We start from the raw sequence: 19,563 nt of genomic DNA on the forward strand, positions 1-19,563 counted from the left end.
CGTTATTCCTCTTGGTTATTGGGGTCGCTGACCCCGTTTGCGCGGTTGATGCGAAGCATGATGTGGTCAAGCACCTCACGGGCTCCGGACTGCTGGTACGTCTTAAGGATGGCGTCGATACCACCCACGGTTACTGCGTTGCGGGCGAACCGCTGGATCAGCAGGTCCAGGCATATGCGGCCTTCGTGGTGGTCCTCGAAGACACGCTTGAACATGTCGTCAATCTGGCTGGGAGTGAAGTCGGTCACGCTGCGGCTCCTGGTGCTTGCTTCATGGCGGCTTCGGTAGCTGTCTGCTGCATGGCAATCTGTTGCTGCTGCTCGATAGCAGCCTGCTGGGCCTGGGCCCGCTCTTCGCGCAGGCGGTCGCGGTCGGCCTGGCTGCGGATGACGGACGAAGGAACGCCCAGGGCTTCGCCACGGAAGCGTGCGGCGGCGTCGAGGTCGACGTTGTCCATGGCGTCAGGCTGCTGGCCGGCGGCCACCTGGGCCTGAGCACCTGCAGCACACCCGGCGACGAACTGGTCAATGGCGCTGACCTCTTCCAGCTTCTGGGCACGGGCCAGGGGGCTGAGGTAACGCACGGTAAAATTGCGACCGGCGAGCGATTCCGGGGCCTGGCCGAGGATGCCGGCACGGTAGGCAATGCCGAAGCAACGCTCGATAAGGGGTTGTAGGTACTCGGTTTGCAGGCGGCCATAGACCGGGCCCAGCAACTGGCGGATCAGGTTCACCCGCACGTGCACTTCGGTGGCGGTCATGGCCGGGCCGTCCTGGGCCTGCAGCTGATCGGCCATCAAGGTCTTGCGGATGGCAGCCTGCAGCCTGGTGATGCGGCTGTCGGAGTAGTTGAAGTTCGAACCGCTCTGCAGCGGCTTCATACTGTCGACGGAGTTGGCCACGATGATCTTGCGCGGACCGACCTTGACGGTTTTTGGGTTGAGCACCCCGTCGTCCTCGGCGATCCACATACCAGCAATGGCCAGGTCACCGGCCGCCAGGTCCATACGCACCATCTCGTTGAGCGTGCGAGCGTCTGGCAGGGCATCAGCGACAGGGCCGGTGGCGTACACGCTGTCGGGAATCATCATCCAGCGCGGCACGACCACTGGCATTTCATGATAGCCAGATTCGCTCACGAGCTTCTTGGCGGCCACCTCGACCTTGCAGGAAGCGATAGGCATGTTCTTGGCCAGCTTGGCGCCGACCATGTAGGTGGTGCGGGGATAGATCGCGTGGATGAACTCAATCAGCTCCTGCGGCTTGTCCTTGGCCAGCTTGCGGGTTGATTCGCTGAGGTTGTCCTCACCGAACTCGTTGACCGCCTGTTCAGCCGTGAGCTTGTAGGTGCGGTAAACCGTGTCGATCTTGCCGCCGGCCTTGGACGCCGAGCAGAACACGCTTGCGATGGGCCACAGATCGAAGGTGAAGCCGCCACGCTCTCGGTCTGAATCGATGTACAGGGCAAACCACCCAGCACACACAACGTCGAGCAGCCCCTCAAAGGCGGCCGCGTCGAAGTTGGATGCGTGGATGTTCTGCCAGATGATGTCGGACGAGTCGTCAAGCCAACGGCGCTCATCTTCGCTTTCCTGGCCAACGTCCATGCCGAACCAAAGGGAGTTGGCCGGGGTTAAGCCGGACTGCACCGACGACGACAGAATTCGAGCCGCGTCGGTGGTGGTACCGTCGAAGATCTTGGCTTTGCGGTTCAGGGCCTCCTGCGCGCTCATCATCTCGCAGTAGAACCCGTTCCCGCGCACGGGGTAGGTGTGGTCGAAGCAATCGCGCCAGACCTGCTCATGCGGGCTGCGCAGCGACTTCAGCGTGCTCAGGGTCTTGCAGATCTGGTCAGGGGTCATGATCCGAGGGTTCTCTTTCCTTGCTCAATGACGGTGCCGGCGGCGCCACCAGACGACAGCAGGCTACTTTCCGACTTCCGCTTCTTGCGGATTGCGGTTTCTTCGTTGGCCTTCTTGGCCGCTTCGTCAGCCGCTTTCTGTGCAGTGACGGCCGGGTCTTCTTGCTCAACGACCTTTGGCTTGCTTGGCTTCGATCCCATGACCCTTACTCCTTGGCCAATGGCTCAGGGCACAACCAGCCTTCGCTGGTCATAACAGCCTGCTTGAGCCTGGTGGCGTCGACCGCCGGCGCGGTGGTGGGTTTTGGCTGCTCCAGAGCAGCAAGCTCTGATTCGCGGGTGGCATCGATGATCAGGGGTTCGCCGCCTTCGTTCAGGCGCTGGGCCTCGGCCTCAGCCAGCTCCTTGGCGCCCTGGCCTGTCGCCATGAAGTCGCTGAACCAGTCCGGAGCGCCTTCGACAGGGGTGTGCCAGATCTTCCAGCGACCGCCGCCGTTGTGTTTGGCGATGTACAGAGGCGCTGCCGGTGGCTGTTCGGTGGTGGTCGCCGGCGCGGTGGTGGGCTGGATGATTGGTTCGCCGGGAGTCTGGACGTTGAGGTTATCGGGGGCTGGCATGGGTTGGGCCTCGGTGATTGGTGATGATCAACGAGGTCCAGCATCAAGGCGTGGCGGTGTCGGAATCCCGACTATTTGGCGGGGCACGCCGCGCGCACCCACTCCTGTAGTCCGGTCAGGGCCCGGATGGCGTCGTCACCATCGTTGGCGGCTCGGACAATTCGTTCAGCAGCCGCTGGGTCAAGTTCGGCTCGCGCTTTTGCATCATCCACGCCGGCGGCGGTGGTGGCGGTTCGCACAGCGGTGCACTTGGTGGTGAGGACTGACAGCCGGTGCTGGCCAGCAGCGACAGCAGCACGAAGGTTGGCGTTGTTCTGGTTCGCACGTTCACGCTCCTGGGTGTGTTCGGTGTCGAGTTGGGCCAGCAGGCGCTGAGTGTTCTTGCGGGATTCGGCAGCGCTCTCCAGGGTGATGATGCGTTCGTCCGCGGCGTCGATGGCAGTCGCCTGCCTCTGGATCTTCTGCCACCCGCCGTACATCAGCAGGCAGCACCCAACCAGGGCAGCGATGAGGTAGCGGGTCATGGTCGCTCTTCCACGATCAGTGAGAAGACCCCGGCACTGGTGCCTGATACCCCAGGGAGATTGCTCAACTGAAGGTAATAGGTACTGCCGGCCAGGCCCCGCTCACCGAACGTGCTGCCGCTGACCGTTGTAGCTTGCGCGGTAGCGTTGGCCGCTCGAACCCGGGTTGTCTCGACGGCAATGTCAGGTGCGCTCGGTGTGAACGTACCTCCAGTGGTCACAATGCTCTGGAAGGTGTAGGCCGACTCTTCCGTCATGAAGTTGACCGAGTACAGCGGAACCGTAGTTCCGAATGTTCCGCCCTCGGTACCCTGCCCTGTGCGGTAGGCGCGCAGAGCACAGCCACCTTCATCAACCGACAGGGCCTGGTGGTGGATGATGAAGTTCACCGGGACAACGACCTTGAGAACGATTGGCGTGGCACCCAGCGCCGTGAACTCAAACGAAATGCGCCACATGCGGCGCTTGAAGAAGCCAGTCTGACCAGGATCGACACGCAGGCGCAGATTGGGGCCATGCCCGTCCGTGTACATGTCGATCGGTCGGACGACATAGCCATCAGGTCCAAAGGTAACGTTCGGCATGGCTTATCCCCCAGCGCTATTGCGCAGCCATACACTTGGCATGGCGTTCAAGCTGCCGAGACCAGACGCCCCAGCAGCGATTATTGGGCTGGCCATTGACCTTGGTGGAGCAGTCATAGCCGGCGGCGAATCGGTATTTGAGCAGGTCGTGGCAGGACTGCACGTAGTTGCCGGCCAGCAGGTCGCGGCGCATCGACGACGCCCGCCAGGTTCCAATCCCGTACTGGCCAACAAAGTCCATGTACAGGTCGAACTCTTCCTGGTTCAGCTTCACGCTGGGCATGGAAGCGGCGAAAACCTTTTCATCCTGGGTCAGCAGGTTGCGGGCCAGTACCTCGGCGCGCTGCGGGGTGATGGTGTCGCCCATCCTGACCCTGGTGCCGTCCTCGTAGCGCGTCGAGCCGTGGCCGAGGGTGGGAACGTCCCCCTTGGTGGGGATCACGGCAACACTGGTGAAACCCTCGTTGACCTTCCAGGCGCCGAACCCAGCCACGCTCATGCTCAGCAGGCCTACTGCTATGCGGTTTCGGATGCTCATCGCTGGCACTGCTCGCGCAAGGCCTGGATGCGGGCCGCGCTTTCGGCTGACTCCCGACGATCACGCCGAGACTGAAAGTAAACGTTGACCAACAGGCCCAGCACAGCCACGGCCACGCCGGCGATACCGATCCAGTTGACCTGGGAAAGCCAGCCAAAGAAGCCGGTGGCAGCGCCAACCAACATGCCCTTGTTGGCCACCGAGGCCCCGACCGCCTCTACGATCCCTTCTGGGTGATTCGCCATGCTTCTGCTCCTGACTGGGGCTTTCATGGGGCCTCCAGGGTGGTGACAAAGAGAGCCCCGCTCGGTGGCGGGGCATCGATGACACGGAGAATCGGCGCTGCGGGCTGTCGGAATCCTGACTATTTCGAGTGGTAGGCCCACCAGTCCCCTGTGGCGACCATGGGCAGTGAAGAGCGTTCCAGGCCGGTGACCTGGCACCAGAGCAGCACCAGGCGCTCACCTTCGCTGTAGCGCGGCTCGGCACCCTGCTTCCAGCCAATGAGCGTGGTACGGGCCACTCCAATCGCGTCAGCGGCCGACTGAATCGAGTAGCCCGAGCGCAGCACAGCCGTGATCACCCGGAACCAGTCGATGCGCCTTGGGCCAGGTCGGGCTACCTGAGCTGCCGGCGGGCGCACGGGCACGAACACCCGTGGTGCCGGCTCGGCGAACAGGGCCATCTGCTCAGCCACGGGCGGCTTCACCGGGCTCACCAAACGCGCACGCGCGCGAGGCAGGGACCGTTTGAGCAACAACCCGAGTGACTTCGCCGGTTGCCCCGTTGAACTGCAGCAACGGGTACTTCACGCGATCAAGCACCTCGCTCATCTCTCCAATAACCTTTGCCAGCGCCTGGGGGTCTTCGTCGACCTGGAATGGGTGGAATGCGCGGCGGTGGCCGAACATGCTCTCGGGCTCATTCGGCCCGGTCAGATCCTGGTCAGCCGCGATCATCAGCCAGCCATCAACGCCGATTTGTTGGCAGAACCAAACAGGCTTGCTCACAATGGGAATCCTCCGACGCGAAGAACATGGTTGATCGCCAGCATGGCGATGGTGCCGAGAACAGCTCCGGCGATAATCAGGGAGTTCTTCATACGTCCTCCTGCAGCAGCGGAGTGATCTTGACGTGCACGCCCGGCGTTTCTCCGTAGCGCTTGCGCACGAACGCGTCGACGACCTGAACGTCGTCCTTCCACACAACGCCGTTGAGGCCGTCGTAGATGGCCTTGATGACGTTGTCCATATCGGGCTTCTTGGTAGGGAAAATTTCGCCTGCCAGGGCCTGCGACTTCCACTTTTTCGACTTGGATTGAGGCACGGCCATCACGATCCGCAGTTCGACCATAACGGCGCCCTCCAGCAGCGTCCGTCCGGCCATGGCGTTGGTACCGGCCAGGGCAATCAGCCCCTCATAGCTGGCAGTCTTGGCGGGCGTGAACATGCGGGCGTGGTTACCGACCTTGCCAATGCGCGGCCTACCCTTCCCTACTGGCTCGCCCGGGACCAGGAACTGCACTGGATTGAGATCAGTCATGGCTCAGATCCCCACCGCTAATGGTCTGGCGCAGCACCAGGACGTGGCAGCCCCGGCAGGTATTGCCCATCATGGAATCGATGCGGAACTCACCATGACACTGAACGCATGTGACCTTACGGTTGCCGTCCGGCTCTTTCCAGTACTTGAAGCCAGCGGCCTGGCGGGCCTTCGAGCACTTGTCGTGCTTGTGATGTGCGCGGGATTTCCCGCATACGTCACAGCGCCCGCTTTGGTATTTGACCTGTGGATCAACGCCCCGCGGGGAGCGCACTTGTGGTTGGTAGTTCATGCCGGTCTCCGGATGCCCATCTTGGCCAGTAGCAGAGCGCGTGCGGCCTTTGGGTCTGTAGGGATGTTCTGTGCGGCCATCAGGTCGCGGGCTTCCTGGTGCGAAGCGGCCAGCTGAACCTGGCGCGGGGTCTTGGATTCGTGGCCGATGCCGGCGGGGATCTTCCCGTCGAGCGACTGGGCGTTCTGGGCGCGGCGCTGGACGATGGCGTAGTTCCGCTCGAAGCGCTGATACAGCGCCTTGTCGGTGGCCTTGGCCTGGCGGAGGTCGAACGTTCCGGTGGCCTCTGCGGCAACGCGCACCGCTTCGTGGGTGTACTTGCCCAACAAGGCCTCATGCCACGCATGCTCAGCCGGCGGCATGTCATCAACGCGTCGGCACAGCTCCAGGAAGTCGCACGGTGCTGGTGGAAACTTGCACTCAACGACAAGGCGGTGCAGTCCGCGGTCAATGGCTTCATCGCTCACACCGGCGATGCTTGAAAGCCATACGCGTCGAGCCATTGCCTCGGCCTTCTCATCGCCGTAGTGCTTCTCGTACCAGGCTGGGAACGTGATCTTGAGCGTGGCGAAGATGCGGCGCACAGCGCGGCGGGCTTGTTGCTCCAGCGGTGATACGTTGTCGGCCACAGGCTCACCAATTGGTGTCGGTGAGGATGTCGTGAGCGTTGCGCGTGCGGCTTCGAGAAGATCGTCCACGGGTTTCATGGGAATAGCCCTCGGTGGATTGCTGGAGACGGGATTGGCGTTTCAGTTGCTGGGCGAGCGCGTGCTCCCACTGGGCCTGCGTCCGGTGACGATCCGGGTTGGCGATCCAGTAGGAGCGGAATTCAAGGAGTTGATCGGGGTGGAAGGTCTGCCCGGCCATGCCGTTTCGGTACAGCACACCAGTGAACGTCGTGGGGATTGGCTCCCACGCATCCGTCATCGCGAATTTCGCGTGCGCGGTATGTGCTGTGTATGTATTAACGGATATCGGAGGTAGGTTGTTCCTCTCACCTCCGGCTGTTTCTCCTGCGGTTGCTGCTCCACCTATAGGAGCGGAGAACCCCCCGTGTTCATTTGGCTCTAGCCACTCTTGGCTTGGTTGTTCCTCTGGTTGTTCCTCTGGTTGTTCCTTGGTTGCTCCTGTTTTGGGCAGACCATCCCATGAGGCAAGTGGGAGTTCGAACACCAGGGGGCCAATAGGCTTCGTCATGCCTATGGCTTCAAGTCGCTTGAGGAGGGACCGAACCTTCTGCCGGGTGACTTCTGCTGGTGCATGGCGACCAGGTAGAGGGGCAACATAGAGCTCTTCCCGAAACATCTGCTCGCTCAGCCTACGCTTGATTCCTGCAATGCCCGTCCGATAGTCCATGAACCGGCGTATCGCGCAGTACAGCTTCAGCAGCTCAGCCGGTTCCTCGGCCAAAGCGCCCCACTCGTCGTCATTGATCTGGAAGGCTGGCATTGCTCAGCCCTCTTCCAGCTGATCAAGGCCCTGGACATGCTCCATCCAGCGCTTGGACCCGTGAATGAACATCTCAATGTCGCGCTCGTTGAAGCAACGCATCTCGCTCGGCACAACCTTCAGGCCCAGCACAGCAAGAATCTGCGCGAACTGCTCGAACTTCTCCGGGCGCATGCGGCTGACCGTCGCTTCGTCGCAACCGATGGCAAGCGCGATCGGCGCGTTACCGACTGACGTCACCCGCTGCAAGATGAAGTGAAGATTCTTGCGGGCTCTTGCAGCCTGCTCCGGGTTTAATGCGGTCGTCGACATGATCAGGCCGCCGCCCCGGACCATGGAAAGGATGGGCAAAGCGCTTCTCGTCTCACCTGGCCATCGGTCAGGTTCTCAATTTGAACAGCACGGGCAGCAGGGATCGGCCGAACGCCGGAGCACCACTGGTTGACGGTTGGTGGGCGGACATCGAGCAGCTTGGCCATCTTGGCTTTGTTGCCCAGGATGCCGGCTGCCTGGGTGGCGGCCTCTGCTGGGGTCATGACGAGGGTTCTCCGTTGAGTGATGGAGAAAAAATAAGGCATTGGCTAATTTTATGCAAGCCATTGCCTACTCGCGATGCTGAAAGGCTTAATTAGGCAATGCTTACAGGTAAAGAATTGGGTGACGCGATCGAGGCAGCTCGGATCGCTAAAGGTGTTTCAAAAAAGAAACTCGCGGATGACTTCGGCGTGGCGCCTCCGTCTGTCCAGGGCTGGGTGAAATACGGGCGTATCGATAAGGGAAAGCTGTTTCAGCTGATCGAGTACTTCAAGGACGATGTGAAGCCTATGCACTGGGGGATCAGTGCCGACCAGGCCAAGCTGGTATCCGGCGGGGATTCATGGGTAATGCCCATCCTCACGGAGTCCAAAGTGATAGTAGGTGGTGCCGCACGGAACCTTCGCATCAAGGAAGCCGGCGGAATGAATGCGCTCATCAAGGACATTGTCACGAAGGCAAGCTTCACTGCAGTCCTCAAGGGGGTTGCTGACGAGTTACCAGGACTGGATCGCGATTCAGCTGCCGAATTGGCTGAGACCTTCATGGGCTTCCAGCAACACCCGGAGAAAGTCCTGAACCTGTTTGTCGCCATTGCTGAGGCCGCATCAGTCGGCGCGCTGGATGCTGATGAGCTTGACGCCTTTATCACGCTGATTCGCAAGCGCAGGAACGAAAAAGTCCACAGCATCGCCCCTACTGAGCAATAGTCAAAGACACCAACATAGGGAAAGTGAGGGAAAAGTATGCGCCTGTACCTAGCCGCAATTGCTTTGTCGGTCTTTGCTACGTCTGCCGTTGCCTGGACTGGTTCCGATTCAGATACCGCTGGAACAATTGAAATTGAGTCCGGAAATCTCGTCCGACAGGGAGAGACGATCGATTTCTACGATAGCGACTCTGGAGACTATCGCTCGGCCGATGTGGAATCCGTGAACAGCGATGGCGGCACGACCGAGGTCGAGGTCTATGATCATGATGCTGGCGAATACCGTACCTTTGAGATGGATGACTGAGGGATGCTATGAAAATTCAACACGCATTGGCTGTTCTGTTTTCGGCATTGCTTTGTTCCTGCGCGTCTAACAGTGACCTAGTAGCCATGACCTCTGGGGTGATCGGGTGTCCGAAATCGGAAACCGTGGTGAAAGATACGGAAACTGGCTGGACGACCTTTTCTTGGGTGGCGACCTGTCGCGGACAGACGTTCTACTGCACCAGTTTTGAAGGCGGCGCATACACCTGCGCCAAAGAGATTGCCCCCACCAAGTCATAACGCCAGGCCCAAGTCGAGAGCCCGCCCCGAGCGGGCTTTTTTGTGCCTGCACGAAAAAAGTTAGGCATTACCTATTTACAAGAATTAGGCATTGGCTTACTTTTAGCTCATCCGAACCGCACAACGCGATCCGGATGGGCCCTCAGCGCACCCCGCCGAAGAGCCCAGCGCTCTTTAACAGTTAGCGATTCAACGCTGAAGGCTTGGAAAGGCTTTGACGCGCTGGGCGTGGGCGACTCCCACACCGGCTGCGCCGTATAGACCTCGGGGCCATCAGCAAAACGGAATTTTTCACTGATGCACCTGGGCAACCGGGTGCATTGGGAAACCAACCGGAGCACACCCCCATGAATGAAGCACTCGTACAGCAACTCCTGGCCCAAGCCCGCAAGTACCTGCTGGCTGGTGACAAGGCTTCCGCAATCGCTTGGCACGCCATGGCCAAAGACGCCAAGGCCTGCAGCCACAAGATCTGATTTCACTGGCAGCCCTTCTCACAAGGGGCTGACGGGAAACCAACCCGACACAGGAACCACGCAATGAACGCACAAGCGCAAATCACCCCACCCGCCATCGGCGAAGTCTGGACAGGCCAAGGCGGAATCTATGCCGGGATCATGCCGGCGCGCGGCGACGCCAAGCCATACCACCTGATCCTGGGTGAAGAGCTTGGCCGCTTCGAATGGGGCCCGTACGACGATGAGTCGCCCGCTACCAGCCTGATCGATGGCCAGGCCAACACCATGGCGCTGCTCGAGCATGGCGATTACCCGGCAGCAAAGGCCGCCGCTGCGTATGCCTCCGATGGCCACAACGATTTCTACCTGCCAGCCATCGCCGAGCTGTACGAGATCTGGTTGAACCTTGGTTACAGGGACGGCTACTGGCTTTGGTCATCTTCGCAGCGCTCCGCCATCAACGCATTCCACATGCACTTCGATGATGGCAATCAGGACCTCTACGGCAAGGACGGCGAGCTCCGCGTCCGCCCCGTCCGCAGGTTGTTCATTCAGTAATTCATTCCTTCATCTCGATTCCACTGGCTGGCCTTCCACCGAGGGCCAGACGGGGAGTTAACCGAGGAACCCATCATGTTCAACAAAACCGCCCGCCAGCTGTTCGATGAACGGCTCAGCAAGGTGCATACAACGCCGCCGGGTGATCTGGTGGCGACCGAAGCTGAACTCGGCTATGCCGCCGGCATGGCCGCATACGCCCTCTTCTGCGGCGACATCGGCCACGAAGAGCACAACCTGATCAACATGCGCATCGACATGGCGCGCCTGGGTGCTGTTGCCCGGCAGTGCCGCCAGCACCGCGCAGAACGGACGGGCACGCAATGAGTGCCTACGACATGTGGCTCGACCCACCAGACGACGTGCCGGAAACCCTGGAAGATGATGCCGAGCCGGACGATTACCCGTTTGAGGTCGGTGACTGGCGCTCCGATGAGCGCTGCATGCTGCTGGAGCGTCGCTATGAGTAAGTGTCGAACCATCATCGCTAGAACTTGCAAAGAAGTCGCCGAAGCCCTGCACCGCCAGGGCTTTTTTCTGGTCGCCGACCTGCCGCCGCAGACCCGTATTGAGATTCGTCGCGGGATGATCGTGGTTCGTATGCCATGACCGCCGCCCAGCGCCGCCGGCGCCGCTCGATCCGCACCACCTCAGCCATCACCGGCTTCCTGTTCATCACTATCACCCTGATCGGTCCCGCCATCGGCGGCCTGGTCGCACCTTAGGAACCACGCTTATGAGCGATCTAGCCATCAAACCCACCTTCAGCCTGGCACCGCAGAACATCGATGAAGCGCTGAGGTTCGCCGACTACCTGGCCAAGTCCACCATCGTGCCGAAGGACTTCGCCAACAACCCCGGCAACATCCTGGTTGCCATTCAGTGGGGCATGGAGCTTGGCCTGCAGCCGATGCAAGCCATGCAGAACATCGCGGTTATCAACGGTCGCCCTGCCCTGTGGGGTGACGCGGTGATCGCCTTGGTTCGCAGCTCGCCACTGTGCGAGTACATCTACGAGAGCGACGACGGTGAGACGGCCACCTGCCGGGTGAAGCGCCGCGGCGAAGAAGAGCAGGTGCGCACCTTCAGCATGACCGACGCCAAGTTGGCCAACCTGGTGGGCAAGCAAGGGCCCTGGAGCCAGTACCCCAAGCGTATGCGCCAGATGCGTGCCCGGGCATTCGCCCTGCGCGACGTTTTCCCCGACGTACTGCGCGGCATGCCCGTGGCCGAGGAAGTGCAGGACATCCCCACCGAGCGCGAGCTCAACCAGGCCCACGTCCGCAAGGCCGATGAGCCGAAGCAGTTGCCGGCGTACTCCGATAGCAAGCTCGAGGAGAACGCCGAAAAGTGGCGCGGGATGATCGCCGCTGGCCGCACCAGCCCCGAACACCTGCTGGCGAACCTGACCAGCAAATACACCGTTACCCCCGAGCAAATTGAGCGCATCCAGGCGCTTGCCCCAATTGAAGGAGATCACACCGATGCAAGTGCATAACGTTCAGCAGGGCACGCCTGAGTGGCACGCCCTTCGCTCCAGCTACTTCACCGCTTCGGAGGCGCCCGCGATGATGGGCGCTTCGAAGTACCAGACCCGTACCGACCTGCTGGCCATGAAGAAAACCGGCATTGTTCCGGAGGTCACCCCTCAGCAGCAGGCCATCTTTGACCGTGGCCATGCCACCGAAGAGCTGGCCCGCCCTCTGGTCGAGGAAATGATCGGCGAAGAGCTCTACCCGATCGTTGGCACCAGCGGCAACCTGCTGGCGTCGATGGACGGCGCCACGATGCTTGGCGACACCCTGTTCGAGCACAAGTTGTGGAACCAGAACGTTGCCGCGCAGGTTCGCGCCGGCGAGCTTGATCCCCACTACTACTGGCAGTTGGAACAGCAGCTGCTGGTCAGCGGGGCCGAGCGCGTGATCTTCGTCTGCTCGGACGGCTCTCGCGACAACTTCGTGCACCTGGAGTACACGCCGGTTGCCGGCCGCCGTGAGCAACTGGTAACGGGCTGGGCTCAGTTCGAGGAAGACCTGGGCGCGTTTGAATTGAAAGAGGCCAAGGTTGAAGTGCTTGGCTCTGCCCCTGATCAGCTGCCGGCGCTGCGCATCGACGTCACTGGCATGGTGACCGCCAGCAACCTGGACGCCTTCAAGTCCCATGCCTTGACCGTGATCGGCAACATCAACACCGAGCTGTCGACCGACAAGGACTTTGCCGATGCAGATGCCACTGTGAAGTGGTGCGGCGAAGTTGAGAGCAAGCTGAAGGCTGCCAAAGAGCACGCGCTGAGCCAAACCGAGAGCATCGACGTGCTGTTCAAGGCTATCGATGACATCAGTGCCTGCGTGCGCACCAAGCGCCTGGAACTGGACAAGCTGGTGAAGGCTCGCAAGGACATCATCCGTAGTGACATCGTCATGGATGCGGCCAAGGCCCTGCAGGACCACATCGACCAGATCAACGTCACCCTGGGCGGCAAGATCCGGATGCCTCGAGTTCCCGCTGACTTCGCCGGCGCCGTCAAAGGCAAAAGCAAGGTCGACAGCCTGAAAGAGGCAGCCGGCAGCGAGCTGGCCCGGGCGAAGATCGAGGCCAGCCGCATTGCCGACGGCATTCGCGCCAACCTCGTCAACCTGCAGGAGCTGGCCGGCAACCATAAGTTCCTGTTTCACGATGCCCAGGAGCTGGTGATGAAGGCCAACGACGACCTGGTGGCACTGATCAAGGTTCGCATCAGCGAGCACGAAGAGCAGCAGGCCGAGCAGGCGCGCCAGCAGGCAGCCCAGGAAACAGCGGTACAGGAAGAGGTCAAGCAGCCGGCGGTCGAGCAGATCCATAGCCCAGAACCAACACCGGCTGTCACGCCGATCACCAGCGCAGCACCTGCAGTTCAGCCCGTAGCAGACGACGGCCAGCGCATCAAGCTGGGCGATATCAGCACCCGCCTGGGCTTCACGCTCACCGCTGACTTCCTGAGCTCGTTGGGCTTCGACGCAGTAGCGCAGGAGCGCTCGGCAAAGCTGTACCGCGACAGCGACTTCCCGCGCATCTGCGCCGCCCTTGTCCATCACATCCAGGCAGTGCAGGCCCAGCGAGTCGCTGCCTGATCAGGAGCGCCACCCATGGCCAGTCAGACCGTTGAAGAAATTTACGATCGGATCGAGGAGTTCAGCTCTCTGCTGGCCGCCGCAGAACTTCACGCGGACGGCGCCTGGGAAGAAGAATTCGTCGAAAACCTGCGGGTCAACTTCAAGCGCCACGGCCCCCGCACCCTTCTAAGCGCTCACCAGCAGAAGAAGCTGGAAGAGGTCGCCAAATACTGAGGAAAGCTCATGAAACCTGAAATGATCACCCTGAAGCACGGCGATACCACGATCAAGATGCCGGCGTCTTCCCTGGCTAAGTTGGCGGTGGCCAGCGTGTTCGCCCAGGTTCTACCGCCTGCGGCCAATGTGCAGCCGATCACCCAGAACGACATCCCTGCTGTCGGCCAGCCATGGCCGGGCCAGGGAGGCATCAACGGCGGCCTGGTGGCAGCGCGCGGCGATGTGCCTGAGCACTACCTGATCATCACTGCAGAAGACGCTGGCAGCCATGAATGGGGGCGCCGCGGCGAAACCTCTGGCGCCACAAGCAAGACCGATGGTCTGGCCAATAGCGCGATCCTGCTGGAGGAAGGCAGTCACCCTGCCGCGCGCGCTGCGAGCAAGTACACGGCCGACAACCACAACGACTTCTACCTGCCCGCCACTGCCGAGCTGTACCAGGGCTGGGTGAACTGCCCTGAGGTGTTCGTCCAGGATTGTTACTACTGGTCGAGTTCGCAGCGCTCCGCCTTCACCGCATTCGGCCTGCACTTCGCTGTTGGCAATCAGCTCAGCCTCGTCGAGGACGACGAGCTCCGCGTCCGCCCCGTCCGCAGGTTGTTCATTTAATCCTTCATTCATTCGAACAGGGGCGCATCAGCGCCTTTTTTGTTGCCTGCAAAGGAGCAGCACATGAACGCAGTAGATACAGCAGAACCTGCAGTACAACTTCCCGAGATCGGCCAGGCCTTCGGTGGCGGCTTCTTCTCCGGCATCACCGTCGAGAACGGCCAGCGCTTCGCCAACATCACCGCCAGTGCCGAGCATGAGCTGGTCGGTGAATGGGGCAAGTACGGCGAGAAGATCGACGGCGCCGACAGTTTCACCGACAGCCGCAGCAACACCGAAGCCATGGCCGCAGCCGGCAGCGAGCTGGCTCAGAAGGTGCTGGCTCTGGATATCGGCGGTTTCACCGACTGGGCGATCCCGGCGCGCGACGTGCAGGAGCTGCAGTACCGCCACTTCAAGTCGACCAGCCGTGAGAACTACTGCTGGAACCGTGACGGCGACAACCCCAACAGCCTGCCGGTTGGCCTGCTGTACACCGAAGAGTCGCCAGCCAAGACCCAGGTGCCAGGATTCGCCCAGGGTGAGCCTGAAGCGTTCCAGGCCGACTGGTACTGGTCGAGTTCGCAGCGCTCCGCCAACACCGCATTCACCATGACCTTCGCTGATGGCAATCAGCTCAACAACGGCAAGAGCTACGAGCTCCGCGTCCGCCCCGTCCGCAGGTCGCTTATCGATTAATTCGTTCATTCAATCCGGCCGCTTGCGGCCGGTTGCTCAAGGAGGAGCAGCCGCATGGCAATGCACACCGATCTATCGATCTACAAGTCATCGCTTGGCCTGCTGCAGATGGCCACGAACCTGACCCGAAACATACCGCGTGACCTCAAGCAATCATTGGGTAAGCGCGTGATTGATGAGTGCATCGACGTACTGATGCTCATTGCCCGGGCCAATGCCACGCAGGACAAGCGCCCGCACCTGACTCAGTTGGTCGAGAAGGTCCAGGTGATCGAATTCCTGATGCGGCTGTTCAAGGAAAGTCGATTCATCAGCGTGCCTCAGCATGCCAAGACGATGGAGGTCACTACCTCAATCGGCAAACAGGCCAACGCCTGGAAACGCTCTACCCCAACCGCGCCCGCTACCTGAGAGCCAAGGCTTTCTGGTCTGTGCGAATTGAACCTGGTCGTGCCGCTGACCTTTGGTCACCGCTATGCGCACCCTGGATACCGCCGGTCTAAAGCGTCCGCGTAGGTCCAGCGCAGTTTCCCTGCTGAGTATTCGGCAGGGTGACGTAGATAGCACGACAGGTCGCAGCGCTCCGCCAACAACGCATTCAACATGAACTTCGATGATGGCAATCAGAACAACAACGACAAGAACAACGAGCTCCGCGTCCGCCCCGTCCGCAGCTTCAACGCCCTACCCGTTCAGCGATCTGGTCCAGGCTTACTACGACTGCCGGCGCTCCAAGCGCAACAGCGCCAGCGCGCTGGCTTTCGAAATGAACCTGGAGCAGAACCTGACGGCGCTTCACGGCGACCTGGTGACCGGCCAATACCGGCCAGGCCGCTCAATCTGCTTCGTGGTCACCCGGCCCAAGCCGCGCGAGGTGTGGGCCGCCGACTTCCGCGACCGCATCGTGCACCACCTGCTGTACAACCACATTGGCCCGGCTATCGAGCGCAGCTTCATAGCGGACAGCTGCGCTTGTATTCCAGGGCGAGGCACGCTGTACGCCGCACGGCGCCTTGAGGCGAAGGTCCGCAGCCAGACGCAAAACTGGTCGAAATCTGCCTTCTACCTGAAGTGCGACCTTGCCAACTTCTTCGTGGCCATCGACAAGCGAGTATTGGCCCGCCAGTTGGAGCAGCGAATTACTGAGCCGTGGTGGCAGGCACTGGCGGACCAGGTGCTGATGCACGACCCGCGCGAGAACTACGACGTTCGTAGCCCGGCGCACCTCTTCAACCGAGTACCGCAGCACAAACGACTGACCGCGCAGCCCTCGCACCTGGGTCTGCCGATCGGCAACCTGTCATCGCAGTTCTTCGCCAACGTCTACCTCGACGCCTTGGATCAGTTCTGCAAGCACCGGCTCGGGGTCAAACACTACGTACGCTACGTCGACGACTTTGTGCTGCTGCATGAATCACCGCAGCAATTGAACGCCTGGAAAGCCGATATCGAAGCCTTCCTGCCAGCCCTTGGCGCCCGGCTCAATCCGACGAAGACCATCTTGCAGCCGATTGACCGTGGCGTGGATTTCGTCGGGCATGTGATCAAGCCCTGGCGGCGAATCACCCGGAAGCGATCCGTGGCCCAGGCCATGAAGCGCACTGCCGCTGTACCAGCCGAGCAATTGCGCGAGACCGCCAACAGCTACTTTGGCCTACTCACCCAGGCCAGCCACAGCCAGAAGGACCGCGCCGCGCTGGCCAACCTGGTGCTGCAGCGCGGACACGTCGTCAACGGCGACCTGACCAAGACCTACAAACACCGCTGAACAAAATCAGTAAAACCACGGGCGTCTTCGGACGCCCTTTTCGTGCCAGAGGAAAACACCATGTCCGAACTGATCTGCATCTTCGACACCGAAACCACCGGCCTCCCGCTGTTCCGTGACCCAAGCGACGACCCACGTCAACCCCACATCGTCGACATCTGCGCCCTGCTCTACACGCCCCAGGGCCAGCTGGTCGACAGCTTCGAAGCCATGGTGCGTCCTGATGGCTGGGACATTCCCAACGAAGTCGCGGTAATCCACGGCATCACCAACGAATTCGCGCTTGAGCACGGCATTCCGGAAAAGGAAGCGCTTGAAGGGTTCATGGGTATCTGGCGCCAGGCTGGCCTGCGGGTCGCTCACAATGTCTCGTTCGATGACCGCATCTTGCGCATTGGCCTGATGCGCTTCCAGGGCGAAGAAGTGGCGAACCAGTTCCGCGAAGGCGACAAGTTCTGCACCTGCCAGGCCACCACCAACATTGTGCAGTGCCCGCCCACTGACAAGATGATCGCCGCCGGACGTGGCAAGCAGTTCAAGCAGCCCACCGTTGCCGAGGCATTGAAGTTCTTCACCGGCGAAGACCTGGTCGGCGGACACCGCGCCCGCCCGGATACCGAGGCCTGTGCCCGCGTGTACTTCGCACTCCAGGCCCTGAAGTCGGCTGCTTAACCAATACCGCGCCGGGCAACCGGCGCTCGCCGGAGCCCAACCATGAACCAAAACGCCCAAGCGGCCACTACCAAGGCCCGACAGCCTAACTCTGCGCCTGTCATCAACCGCGTGATGCTTCTCGAAGGCCGCCGCGACGCCACGGAAATGGTGTTCGCCCAACGCGACACGCTCAAGTTACCCAACGGCCTGGCCCAGGTCATCACCAACCTGAAGAAACTCGCCGAGGGCCGGCCACCGAGCAGCGCCGCCGGAATCGCCGAGGTCGTGGAGCTGCTGGAGAGCCAGCAATGACCGTTCTTCGCCGCAAGACCGTTATCCGCGGGTGTCCCATGCGCCCGCTCGACCTCCCCGCCGTATGCGACATCTGCGATAAGCCGCGCAACCGGGGCAACCACAGTAAATGCAGCGCCGCCCGCCAGCAGCGGGCGCAGGAGAACCAGCATGAGCAATGACAAGAAGATGTGCGACTACAGTCAGGGGCGAATGCCCTGCACCTGCAATGGAGCATCAACCGAACAGTGCCAGGATTGCTTCAGTGCCGGTGACATGGCCGACCAGGGTGCCAAGGCGTTCGCTGCGCGGGATGGTGAGATGGAGCGGCTGCGGGCCGAGCGTGACCAACTGCAGGCCGACCTGACTGCGCGGGATGAGGAGAACGACGAACTGCGTAATGGCTTGGTGCGGATCCTCCAGGTAACGAGCCTCGGGGAGGCAGCGTTCTCCATCGCATGTGAGGTGTTGGGGGAGCTGGATGCCAAGGCACTGCCCAACGATGAGGTGCAGCTATGAAAGTCAGAACCATCATCGTTTGTCTGGTTGCCGCCCTGGTGCTGGGCTTCTACATCGGGACCATCGCCGGTGCCTTCGCCGGCACCCAGGCCGAAGAGCAACATCAACCGCCGACTGGCGACCAATTCGACGATGGGACGGTGCTTGCGCGCCTGCCCAGCGCAAACCTGGTCACAGCCCGATTCATCTTTTGAGGGGGTCACATGGAGCAAGAGGTAATCCACATCCCCGAGCTGGCGAAGATGCTCGGGCGGTCGGAGTCTTCAATCAGGAGCGCCAGACAGGTCGGGGCCAGCTGGCTACCGCCATTCTTCAAGCAAGGCAGCCGCATTTGCTGGAGGGTGAGTACAGTGCGAAAGTTTCTGCAGGAGTACGAGCAGGGCCTGCATGTACAGGCCAAGTCGGGGCGCAAGCGTCATGCCCCGCCGACACTGGCCAGCGTCCGCTAACCCAGTTTGTCGGCCAGCGTGTCCGGGCACAGATGCGTGTAACGTTTGAGCATACTCATCGTCTTGTGCCCCGTGATACTTGCCACTTCCATGATCGAAAGCCCTTTCTCGAAGAGCCTGGAGGTTCCTTCGTGGCGCAGGTCATGGAAGTGGAGGTCTTTCACCAGAGCCGCTTTACAGGCCCTGTTGAAGTAGAGGCTGACCGAGTGAGGGGCCAGGGAGAAAACATTGCCATCAAGCCGGTACGGCAGGCTTTCGAGAGCCGCCCGGGCTTTCGATGACAGCGGCACAAGCCGCCTGGTCCCGTTCTTCGTGTCTTCAAGCAGGACATGCTTCTCTTTGACGTTCTCGCGGCGAAGGCCGCAAAGCTCGCCACGGCGCATGGCCGTTTCGACGGCCAGCTCGATGAACGCCGGCATCTCGGCGTGAATCTCTCCCGCCTTCTTTATCACCCCGGCGAGCTCAATGCTCATTGGCCGGCGGTCCCGCTCCTTTGCCCCCTTAGGCATACGCAGTTTGAATATTGGGTTGCTCAGCCCCTCGATCCCCCAGTCCTTGATCGCCACTGTGTACATGTGGCTGATGATCGCCAGGTCAAGTTTGACCGTGGACACGGACCTACCCTCCTTGAGCTCACCATCCCTGTACGCAGCAAAGTCGCTGGACTTCAACACGGCAAGACCCTTGCCGGCCAAGGCGTTCTTCTTCCACTTGTTGATGCGAGTCAGCTCCTGCTTAGCGCCCTTCTTCGCTACGCTGACCTCGTTCGCATAGCGGTCGAGTGCCTCGGCCAAGGTCGTTCGCTCGGCTTCGCGCATATCAACAAATCTTGCTCGCGACATGTCACCTTCAATCTCGGCCGCCCAGCGCTGGGCCTCGGCCTTGGTGTCGAAGGTTGCGGAAAGTGCGGGGTATCCTTTTCGGCGGATCTTTGCCCGCCATGCGCCGCCTGGGCGCTGTTCGTAAGTAGCCATGAAGCGGAGTTTGCCGATGCGCTGCGGGACACGCAATTTCCATCGGTGTCCCAAATTTGT

The 19,563-nt window shown here is 61.1% G+C and carries 38 protein-coding genes; 21 read left to right on the top strand and 17 right to left on the bottom strand.

Annotated elements, in window-relative coordinates:
* Window positions 1–2: 2 nt before the first annotated feature.
* The 16 genes from ACRESH_RS13030 to ACRESH_RS13105 form a co-directional block, all read right to left on the bottom strand.
* Window positions 3–248: a hypothetical protein gene (locus ACRESH_RS13030; RefSeq protein WP_431742379.1), complete on the bottom strand. Its 246-nt coding sequence runs from the start codon at window positions 246–248 to the stop codon at window positions 3–5.
* On the bottom strand, window positions 245–1,861 hold the full coding sequence (locus tag ACRESH_RS13035; protein ID WP_431742380.1) for a portal protein: 1,617 nt from the start codon (window positions 1,859–1,861) through the stop codon (window positions 245–247). Before ACRESH_RS13035 ends, ACRESH_RS13030 begins: the two co-directional genes overlap by 4 nt.
* Complete coding sequence (locus ACRESH_RS13040) at window positions 1,858–2,061, bottom strand: hypothetical protein (RefSeq protein WP_431742381.1); 204 nt, start codon at window positions 2,059–2,061, stop codon at window positions 1,858–1,860. The genes ACRESH_RS13035 and ACRESH_RS13040 overlap by 4 nt, the downstream gene beginning before the upstream one ends.
* A 5-nt stretch (window positions 2,062–2,066) precedes the next feature.
* Entirely contained in the window at window positions 2,067–2,477 is a 411-nt protein-coding gene (locus ACRESH_RS13045; protein WP_431742382.1) for a hypothetical protein, read from the bottom strand.
* Window positions 2,478–2,548: 71 nt separating this feature from the next.
* Window positions 2,549–3,001: a lysis system i-spanin subunit Rz gene (locus tag ACRESH_RS13050; RefSeq protein ID WP_431742383.1), complete on the bottom strand. Its 453-nt coding sequence runs from the start codon at window positions 2,999–3,001 to the stop codon at window positions 2,549–2,551.
* Entirely contained in the window at window positions 2,998–3,585 is a 588-nt protein-coding gene (locus ACRESH_RS13055) for a hypothetical protein (RefSeq protein WP_431742384.1), read from the bottom strand. The genes ACRESH_RS13050 and ACRESH_RS13055 overlap by 4 nt, the downstream gene beginning before the upstream one ends.
* Window positions 3,586–3,601: 16 nt before the next feature.
* Window positions 3,602–4,123 carry a glycoside hydrolase family protein gene (locus ACRESH_RS13060; RefSeq protein WP_431742385.1) on the bottom strand — a complete coding sequence of 174 codons (522 nt, stop codon included), beginning with the start codon at window positions 4,121–4,123 and terminating at the stop codon, window positions 3,602–3,604.
* Window positions 4,120–4,368 carry a holin gene (locus ACRESH_RS13065; protein WP_431742386.1) on the bottom strand — a complete coding sequence of 83 codons (249 nt, stop codon included), beginning with the start codon at window positions 4,366–4,368 and terminating at the stop codon, window positions 4,120–4,122. Before ACRESH_RS13065 ends, ACRESH_RS13060 begins: the two co-directional genes overlap by 4 nt.
* Before the next feature lie 119 nt (window positions 4,369–4,487).
* Window positions 4,488–4,832: a hypothetical protein gene (locus ACRESH_RS13070; protein WP_431742387.1), complete on the bottom strand. Its 345-nt coding sequence runs from the start codon at window positions 4,830–4,832 to the stop codon at window positions 4,488–4,490.
* The gene (locus ACRESH_RS13075; protein WP_431742388.1) at window positions 4,813–5,133 is read right to left on the bottom strand and encodes a hypothetical protein; all 321 of its coding nucleotides are present in this window, start codon (window positions 5,131–5,133) and stop codon (window positions 4,813–4,815) included. Before ACRESH_RS13075 ends, ACRESH_RS13070 begins: the two co-directional genes overlap by 20 nt.
* An 88-nt stretch (window positions 5,134–5,221) precedes the next feature.
* Window positions 5,222–5,665, bottom strand: coding sequence for a RusA family crossover junction endodeoxyribonuclease (locus ACRESH_RS13080; RefSeq protein WP_431742389.1), 444 nt, complete (start codon window positions 5,663–5,665; stop codon window positions 5,222–5,224).
* A complete protein-coding gene (locus tag ACRESH_RS13085) occupies window positions 5,658–5,957 on the bottom strand; it encodes a hypothetical protein (RefSeq protein ID WP_431742390.1) in 300 nt (99 codons plus the stop codon). The genes ACRESH_RS13080 and ACRESH_RS13085 overlap by 8 nt, the downstream gene beginning before the upstream one ends.
* Window positions 5,954–6,664, bottom strand: coding sequence for a replication protein P (locus ACRESH_RS13090; protein WP_431742432.1), 711 nt, complete (start codon window positions 6,662–6,664; stop codon window positions 5,954–5,956). The genes ACRESH_RS13085 and ACRESH_RS13090 overlap by 4 nt, the downstream gene beginning before the upstream one ends.
* Window positions 6,591–7,406, bottom strand: coding sequence for a DnaT-like ssDNA-binding domain-containing protein (locus ACRESH_RS13095; RefSeq protein ID WP_431742391.1), 816 nt, complete (start codon window positions 7,404–7,406; stop codon window positions 6,591–6,593). The genes ACRESH_RS13090 and ACRESH_RS13095 overlap by 74 nt, the downstream gene beginning before the upstream one ends.
* A gap of 3 nt (window positions 7,407–7,409) precedes the next feature.
* The gene (locus tag ACRESH_RS13100; RefSeq protein WP_431742392.1) at window positions 7,410–7,718 is read right to left on the bottom strand and encodes a CII family transcriptional regulator; all 309 of its coding nucleotides are present in this window, start codon (window positions 7,716–7,718) and stop codon (window positions 7,410–7,412) included.
* Window positions 7,719–7,720: 2 nt separating this feature from the next.
* Window positions 7,721–7,942 (bottom strand): Cro/CI family transcriptional regulator, encoded by a 222-nt coding sequence (locus tag ACRESH_RS13105; protein WP_431742393.1) that lies wholly within the window; start codon window positions 7,940–7,942, stop codon window positions 7,721–7,723.
* A gap of 99 nt (window positions 7,943–8,041) precedes the next feature.
* Between ACRESH_RS13105 and ACRESH_RS13110 the strand changes: the two genes are divergently transcribed.
* From ACRESH_RS13110 to ACRESH_RS13210, 21 genes are all read left to right on the top strand, one after another.
* Complete coding sequence (locus ACRESH_RS13110; protein ID WP_431742394.1) at window positions 8,042–8,650, top strand: hypothetical protein; 609 nt, start codon at window positions 8,042–8,044, stop codon at window positions 8,648–8,650.
* A 36-nt stretch (window positions 8,651–8,686) separates the two neighbouring features.
* Window positions 8,687–8,956, top strand: a complete 270-nt coding sequence (locus tag ACRESH_RS13115) for a DUF5334 family protein (RefSeq protein WP_431742395.1) — start codon at window positions 8,687–8,689, stop codon at window positions 8,954–8,956.
* 8 nt (window positions 8,957–8,964) lie between these two features.
* On the top strand, window positions 8,965–9,216 hold the full coding sequence (locus ACRESH_RS13120) for a hypothetical protein (protein WP_431742396.1): 252 nt from the start codon (window positions 8,965–8,967) through the stop codon (window positions 9,214–9,216).
* Between the two features lie 347 nt (window positions 9,217–9,563).
* A complete protein-coding gene (locus ACRESH_RS13125) occupies window positions 9,564–9,692 on the top strand; it encodes a hypothetical protein (protein WP_431742397.1) in 129 nt (42 codons plus the stop codon).
* Window positions 9,693–9,755: 63 nt separating this feature from the next.
* Window positions 9,756–10,232 carry a DUF1566 domain-containing protein gene (locus tag ACRESH_RS13130; RefSeq protein WP_431742398.1) on the top strand — a complete coding sequence of 159 codons (477 nt, stop codon included), beginning with the start codon at window positions 9,756–9,758 and terminating at the stop codon, window positions 10,230–10,232.
* Between the two features lie 75 nt (window positions 10,233–10,307).
* Window positions 10,308–10,559, top strand: a complete 252-nt coding sequence (locus ACRESH_RS13135; protein ID WP_431742399.1) for a hypothetical protein — start codon at window positions 10,308–10,310, stop codon at window positions 10,557–10,559.
* The gene (locus ACRESH_RS13140; protein ID WP_431742400.1) at window positions 10,556–10,702 is read left to right on the top strand and encodes a hypothetical protein; all 147 of its coding nucleotides are present in this window, start codon (window positions 10,556–10,558) and stop codon (window positions 10,700–10,702) included. The genes ACRESH_RS13135 and ACRESH_RS13140 overlap by 4 nt, the downstream gene beginning before the upstream one ends.
* On the top strand, window positions 10,695–10,841 hold the full coding sequence (locus ACRESH_RS13145) for a hypothetical protein (protein ID WP_431742401.1): 147 nt from the start codon (window positions 10,695–10,697) through the stop codon (window positions 10,839–10,841). The genes ACRESH_RS13140 and ACRESH_RS13145 overlap by 8 nt, the downstream gene beginning before the upstream one ends.
* Window positions 10,842–10,968: 127 nt before the next feature.
* The gene (locus ACRESH_RS13150; protein ID WP_431742402.1) at window positions 10,969–11,730 is read left to right on the top strand and encodes a recombinase RecT; all 762 of its coding nucleotides are present in this window, start codon (window positions 10,969–10,971) and stop codon (window positions 11,728–11,730) included.
* On the top strand, window positions 11,717–13,342 hold the full coding sequence (locus tag ACRESH_RS13155) for a YqaJ viral recombinase family protein (RefSeq protein WP_431742403.1): 1,626 nt from the start codon (window positions 11,717–11,719) through the stop codon (window positions 13,340–13,342). The genes ACRESH_RS13150 and ACRESH_RS13155 overlap by 14 nt, the downstream gene beginning before the upstream one ends.
* Before the next feature lie 15 nt (window positions 13,343–13,357).
* Window positions 13,358–13,558 carry a hypothetical protein gene (locus ACRESH_RS13160; protein WP_431742404.1) on the top strand — a complete coding sequence of 67 codons (201 nt, stop codon included), beginning with the start codon at window positions 13,358–13,360 and terminating at the stop codon, window positions 13,556–13,558.
* A 9-nt stretch (window positions 13,559–13,567) separates the two neighbouring features.
* Window positions 13,568–14,170 (top strand): DUF1566 domain-containing protein, encoded by a 603-nt coding sequence (locus ACRESH_RS13165; RefSeq protein ID WP_431742405.1) that lies wholly within the window; start codon window positions 13,568–13,570, stop codon window positions 14,168–14,170.
* 63 nt (window positions 14,171–14,233) lie between these two features.
* Window positions 14,234–14,848, top strand: coding sequence for a DUF1566 domain-containing protein (locus tag ACRESH_RS13170; RefSeq protein WP_431742406.1), 615 nt, complete (start codon window positions 14,234–14,236; stop codon window positions 14,846–14,848).
* Window positions 14,849–14,902: 54 nt separating this feature from the next.
* A complete protein-coding gene (locus ACRESH_RS13175) occupies window positions 14,903–15,259 on the top strand; it encodes a four helix bundle protein (RefSeq protein WP_431742407.1) in 357 nt (118 codons plus the stop codon).
* A 202-nt stretch (window positions 15,260–15,461) separates the two neighbouring features.
* Window positions 15,462–16,616 carry an RNA-directed DNA polymerase gene (locus ACRESH_RS13180; protein WP_431742408.1) on the top strand — a complete coding sequence of 385 codons (1,155 nt, stop codon included), beginning with the start codon at window positions 15,462–15,464 and terminating at the stop codon, window positions 16,614–16,616.
* Window positions 16,617–16,676: 60 nt separating this feature from the next.
* The gene (locus ACRESH_RS13185) at window positions 16,677–17,288 is read left to right on the top strand and encodes a 3'-5' exonuclease (protein WP_431742409.1); all 612 of its coding nucleotides are present in this window, start codon (window positions 16,677–16,679) and stop codon (window positions 17,286–17,288) included.
* 42 nt (window positions 17,289–17,330) lie between these two features.
* The gene (locus tag ACRESH_RS13190) at window positions 17,331–17,582 is read left to right on the top strand and encodes a hypothetical protein (protein ID WP_431742410.1); all 252 of its coding nucleotides are present in this window, start codon (window positions 17,331–17,333) and stop codon (window positions 17,580–17,582) included.
* A complete protein-coding gene (locus ACRESH_RS13195) occupies window positions 17,579–17,743 on the top strand; it encodes a hypothetical protein (protein WP_431742411.1) in 165 nt (54 codons plus the stop codon). Before ACRESH_RS13190 ends, ACRESH_RS13195 begins: the two co-directional genes overlap by 4 nt.
* Window positions 17,733–18,080 carry a hypothetical protein gene (locus tag ACRESH_RS13200; protein WP_431742412.1) on the top strand — a complete coding sequence of 116 codons (348 nt, stop codon included), beginning with the start codon at window positions 17,733–17,735 and terminating at the stop codon, window positions 18,078–18,080. Before ACRESH_RS13195 ends, ACRESH_RS13200 begins: the two co-directional genes overlap by 11 nt.
* Entirely contained in the window at window positions 18,077–18,274 is a 198-nt protein-coding gene (locus tag ACRESH_RS13205) for a hypothetical protein (protein WP_431742413.1), read from the top strand. The genes ACRESH_RS13200 and ACRESH_RS13205 overlap by 4 nt, the downstream gene beginning before the upstream one ends.
* Before the next feature lie 9 nt (window positions 18,275–18,283).
* Window positions 18,284–18,529 carry a helix-turn-helix transcriptional regulator gene (locus ACRESH_RS13210; protein WP_431742414.1) on the top strand — a complete coding sequence of 82 codons (246 nt, stop codon included), beginning with the start codon at window positions 18,284–18,286 and terminating at the stop codon, window positions 18,527–18,529.
* On the opposite strand, the gene ACRESH_RS13215 is transcribed toward ACRESH_RS13210, so the two are convergent.
* Window positions 18,526–19,503, bottom strand: coding sequence for a tyrosine-type recombinase/integrase (locus ACRESH_RS13215; protein WP_431742415.1), 978 nt, complete (start codon window positions 19,501–19,503; stop codon window positions 18,526–18,528). The genes ACRESH_RS13210 and ACRESH_RS13215 overlap by 4 nt on opposite strands.
* Window positions 19,504–19,563: the final 60 nt, after the last annotated feature.

Source organism: Pseudomonas sp., from assembly GCF_050739775.1.
Taxonomy (GTDB): domain Bacteria; phylum Pseudomonadota; class Gammaproteobacteria; order Pseudomonadales; family Pseudomonadaceae; genus Aquipseudomonas.